Origin of the sequence: Flavobacterium sp. (assembly GCF_049318185.1) — a bacterium.
Lineage (GTDB): Bacteria > Bacteroidota > Bacteroidia > Flavobacteriales > Flavobacteriaceae > Flavobacterium.
This window is the reverse complement of sequence record NZ_JBMOGV010000136.1, coordinates 1-4,678: the sequence shown is the minus strand read 5'-3', so window position 1 is coordinate 4,678 and position 4,678 is coordinate 1. Positions and strand designations below refer to the sequence as shown.

Sequence of the window (4,678 nt, the reverse complement as noted above, 5' to 3'; positions counted from 1 at the left end):
CGAACCCATTGCCAAACATCGGGGTGGAGTTTAACCCAGCAAGATCCTTTTAATAATGTAGCTAGAACTTGTATTGAAGGGGCAGCTGCAGCTTTTGGCGGAACACAATCATTGCATACCAATGCTTTGGACGAAGCTATTGCACTACCAACAGATTTTTCAGCTCGAATTGCTAGAAACACTCAAATATTTTTACAAGAAGAAACTAAAATTTGTAAAACTGTTGATCCTTGGGCTGGTAGTTTTTATGTGGAAAGTTTAACTAATGAAATCGCTCAAAATGCTTGGAAATTAATTGAAGAGGTCGAAGAACTTGGCGGAATGACCAAAGCAATTGAGGCTGGCATCCCAAAACTTAGAATTGAAGAAGCTGCCGCACGAAAACAGGCTAGAATTGACAGTAGTCAAGATATTATTGTTGGAGTTAATAAATACCGCTTAGACAAAGAAGATCCGCTACATATTTTAGATGTGGATAATGATATGGTGCGCAAACAACAAATTCAACGTTTGAATCTAATAAAAGAAACGCGAGATAGCGCAACAGTAAAAGCATGTTTAGCAAAACTAACTGAAAATGCTAAAACAGGTAACGAAAATTTATTATCTTTAGCGGTAGAAGCTGCAAGAAACAGAGCTACACTAGGCGAAATTAGTGATGCACTTGAAGAAGTTTTTGGCAGATACAAAGCACAAATTAGAAGTTTTAGTGGCGTGTATAGTAAAGAAATTAAAAATGACGGTAGTTTTGAAAAAGCAAAACAGTTAGCTGACACTTTTGCAAAGAAAGAAGGTCGTCGTCCTCGTATTATGATTGCTAAAATGGGACAAGATGGTCACGATCGTGGAGCCAAAGTCGTTGCAACAGGATATGCAGATTTGGGTTTTGATGTAGATATTGGTCCGCTTTTTCAAACACCTGCAGAAGCTGCTAAGCAAGCTGTTGAAAATGATGTTCATATACTTGGTGTTTCGTCTCTGGCTGCTGGGCATAAAACTTTAGTTCCGCAAGTGATTCAAGAATTAAAAAAGTATGTACGTGAAGATATTATGGTAATTGTTGGTGGTGTTATTCCTACCCAAGATTATCAATTTCTTTTCGATGCAGGTGCTGTTGCTATCTTTGGACCTGGAACAAAGATTAGTGAGGCGGCCATAAGTATTTTGGAGGTGCTTTTAAAAGATTAAATTAATTACTAAACAATTATCCTATGTATAAAAAAATACTACAATACTATTTATTTAATTGTAAAAGATAGCGGTACTAAATAGTTATAATACAATAAATTACGCAAATTAAATACTTACTCTTTTTTAATATGATAACTTAAATTAAACCTCCATTTTTGATTTGTTAAAGACTCTGGAATACATTTAAGAATGGAGGAAAGACTCCAAAAATTATAATTTAAAATATATCTTTACTAAAAATAAATATATGAATTTCTCAGCAAAAATGCTTCGTGATAATGCTTTGTCAGATAAAGTAATTGTAGTAACAGGTGGCGGAAGTGGTTTGGGTAAAGCCATGACTAAATATTTTTTAGAGTTAGGGGCAAAAGTTGCCATCACTTCTCGAGATTTAGAAAAACTAAAAATAACTGCATTCGAACTTGAAGAGGAAACAGGGGGAAAATGTCTTCCTATTCAGTGTGATGTACGCCATTATAATCAAGTAGAAGCCATGCTTGCCGTAGTATTGAAGACCTTTGGTAAAGTAGATATTTTACTGAACAATGCAGCTGGAAACTTCATATCTCCTACCGAGAGATTATCTGCTAACGCCTTTGATACGATTATTGACATTGTTTTGAAAGGTACCAAAAACTGTACTTTGGCTTTTGGAAAACATTGGATAGCTGAAAAACAAACCAATTGTAATGTTTTGAATATTGTTACTACCTACGCTTGGACTGGTTCGGGTTATGTTGTACCAAGTGCTACTGCTAAAGCTGGAGTTTTAGCCATGACAAGGAGTCTTGCTGTAGAATGGGCAAAATATGGTATTAGAATGAACGCCATTGCTCCAGGACCATTTCCTACCAAAGGTGCTTGGGACAGACTTTTACCAGGTGATTTTGCCGAAAAATTTGATATGGCTAAGAAAGTCCCCCTTCGAAGAGTTGGTGACCATCAGGAATTAGCCAATTTGGCTGCTTATTTAGTTTCCGATTTCTCTGCATACATAAATGGTGAAGTAGTAACTATAGATGGTGGCGAATGGCTACAAGGAGCAGGACAATTTAATATGCTTGAAAAAATCCCTCAGGAAATGTGGGATATGCTCGAGGCAATGATTAAGAATAAAGGAAGTAAATAAAAAGTTGTCGAAGTTCAAGTTTGATTTATTTTAGACTGTAAACTGAGACATATAACATAAACTCTTGATGGATAACTTTACCATATTGTTAACAAAAATCCCTTGCCAAAGCCATAAATAATTGTATTTTTACAGCCTTAAATCTAGATAAATTACATGGGTAAAATCATTGCTATTGCGAATCAAAAAGGCGGTGTTGGAAAGACAACCACTTCAATAAATCTTGCAGCTTCACTAGGTGTTCTTGAAAAAAAGGTTTTATTGATAGATGCTGACCCACAGGCTAATGCTAGTTCGGGTTTAGGTATTGATGTGGAGAATATTGAAATTGGTACCTATCAAATTTTAGAGCATAGTAATACAATCGAAGAAGCCACTATTTCAAGTTCAGCTCCCAATGTATGGGTAATTCCAGCGCATATTGATTTAGTTGCTATTGAAATTGAACTAGTAGATAAAGACAATAGAGAGTATATGCTTAAACAAGCCTTAGAAAGCGTAAAAAACCAATATGATTATATTCTTATTGACTGTGCGCCGTCATTAGGTTTATTAACCTTGAATGCTTTAACTGCTGCAGATAGCGTTGTTATTCCTATTCAATGTGAGTATTTTGCTCTAGAAGGATTAGGAAAATTATTGAATACCATCAAAAGTGTACAGAAAATTCACAATCCCAACTTAGATATTGAAGGACTTTTACTAACTATGTATGACTCTCGTTTGCGATTGTCAAATCAAGTGGTTGAAGAAGTACAAAAACATTTTAACGATATGGTTTTCAAAACTATTATTCAGCGAAATGTAAAATTGAGCGAAGCTCCAAGTTTTGGAGAAAGTATTATTAACTTTGATGCCACGAGTAGAGGAGCAACTAATTACCTTAGCTTAGCTCAAGAAATTATTAAGAAAAATAATTAATCCCTATGGCAAAAGCTATAAAGAAACAAGCATTAGGAAGAGGTTTATCTGCACTTTTGAAAGACCCAGAAAACGACATCAAATCTGTCAATGATAAAAATGCTGATAAAGTAGTTGGTAACATAATAGAGTTAGACATTAAGGTTATTGCCATTAATCCCTTTCAACCAAGAACAAATTTCAACGAAGATTCTATACAAGAGTTAGCTTCTTCTATTAAAGAATTGGGGGTTATACAGCCTATTACTGTTCGAAAATTAGATTTTAATAAATACCAATTAATATCTGGAGAACGCCGTTTGCGCGCCTCAAAAGTGGCAGGATTAAAAACTATTCCTGCTTATATTAGAATTGCCAATGACAATGAGTCATTAATCATGGCACTAGTCGAAAATATTCAACGACACGATTTAGATCCTATAGAGATAGCACTTTCTTATCAAAGATTGATTGACGAAATTCAATTGACTCAAGAACAAATGAGTGAACGTGTTGGAAAAAAACGTTCAACCATTGCCAACTATTTGAGATTACTGAAATTAGATCCAATAATTCAAACCGGAATTAGAGATGGATTTATCAGTATGGGACATGGTCGCGCCATTATTAACATTGAAGACCAAGAAGTACAAACAGCTATTTACCAAAAGATTGTAAGTCAAAATCTATCCGTTCGTGATACGGAAACGTTAGTAAAAAACTATCAGGTTAGCTTAAAACCTGTTGTAACAAAAGTTAAAAAAACAACCTCATTTGCTATAACTGATGAGCAAAAAAAATCATTTGCTATTTTTTTTGGTGCTAAAGTAGAGGTTAACATAATTGCAAATAATAAAGGAAAAATTACCATACCGTTCCACTCTGAAGAAGATTTTAATCGCATTATTAAACTTATAAAAGGTTAGTGAATAAGCAGTTTTACATACTTATTCTCTTTTTCCTATTAGGAAATCAAAACATTTTTTCTCAAGAAATAGGAAAGGCACTTATTGTAAAAGACACTTTGAAGTCAAAAGATATAGATCCACTTACCCCTTCAAAAGCAGCTTTTTATTCAGCTATTGTTCCAGGTTTAGGTCAAGCTTACAATAAAAAATATTGGAAAATACCTTTAGTATATGGTGCAATAGGAACAAGTTTGTATTTTTATATTAATAACAATAAAAAATATCACAGCTATCGCGATGCTTATAAAAGACGTTTGGCAGGTTATAGTGATGACCAATATCAATATCTTGACGATTCCAGATTGATAGCTGCGCAACGATTTTATCAAAGAAATAGAGATTTATCACTTTTGGTTAGTGTTGGATTTTATATTTTAAATATTGTTGATGCCAATATTGATGCCCATCTGACACAATTTAATGTTAGTGACAAATTATCATTTGCTCCCGATGTTTATCAAAATGAAATCAATGCAAAACCAAATATTGG

The 4,678-nt window shown here is 34.1% G+C and carries 5 protein-coding genes; all 5 read left to right on the top strand.

Features of this window, described 5'->3' with window-relative positions; translation table 11 throughout:
• The coding region (locus ACOYLT_RS10230) for a methylmalonyl-CoA mutase family protein (RefSeq protein WP_422853749.1) at positions 1–1,188 on the top strand (1,188 nt) is incomplete at its 5' end.
• A gap of 250 nt (positions 1,189–1,438) precedes the next feature.
• The gene (locus ACOYLT_RS10225; RefSeq protein ID WP_422853748.1) at positions 1,439–2,320 is read left to right on the top strand and encodes an SDR family oxidoreductase; all 882 of its coding nucleotides are present in this window, start codon (positions 1,439–1,441) and stop codon (positions 2,318–2,320) included.
• Between the two features lie 156 nt (positions 2,321–2,476).
• Positions 2,477–3,241, top strand: a complete 765-nt coding sequence (locus tag ACOYLT_RS10220; RefSeq protein WP_422853747.1) for a ParA family protein — start codon at positions 2,477–2,479, stop codon at positions 3,239–3,241.
• Positions 3,242–3,246: 5 nt separating this feature from the next.
• Positions 3,247–4,146 (top strand): ParB/RepB/Spo0J family partition protein, encoded by a 900-nt coding sequence (locus ACOYLT_RS10215; RefSeq protein ID WP_422853746.1) that lies wholly within the window; start codon positions 3,247–3,249, stop codon positions 4,144–4,146.
• A partial coding sequence (locus ACOYLT_RS10210) for a DUF5683 domain-containing protein (protein ID WP_422853745.1) occupies positions 4,146–4,678 on the top strand: 533 nt, incomplete at its 3' end. The genes ACOYLT_RS10215 and ACOYLT_RS10210, both read left to right, overlap by 1 nt.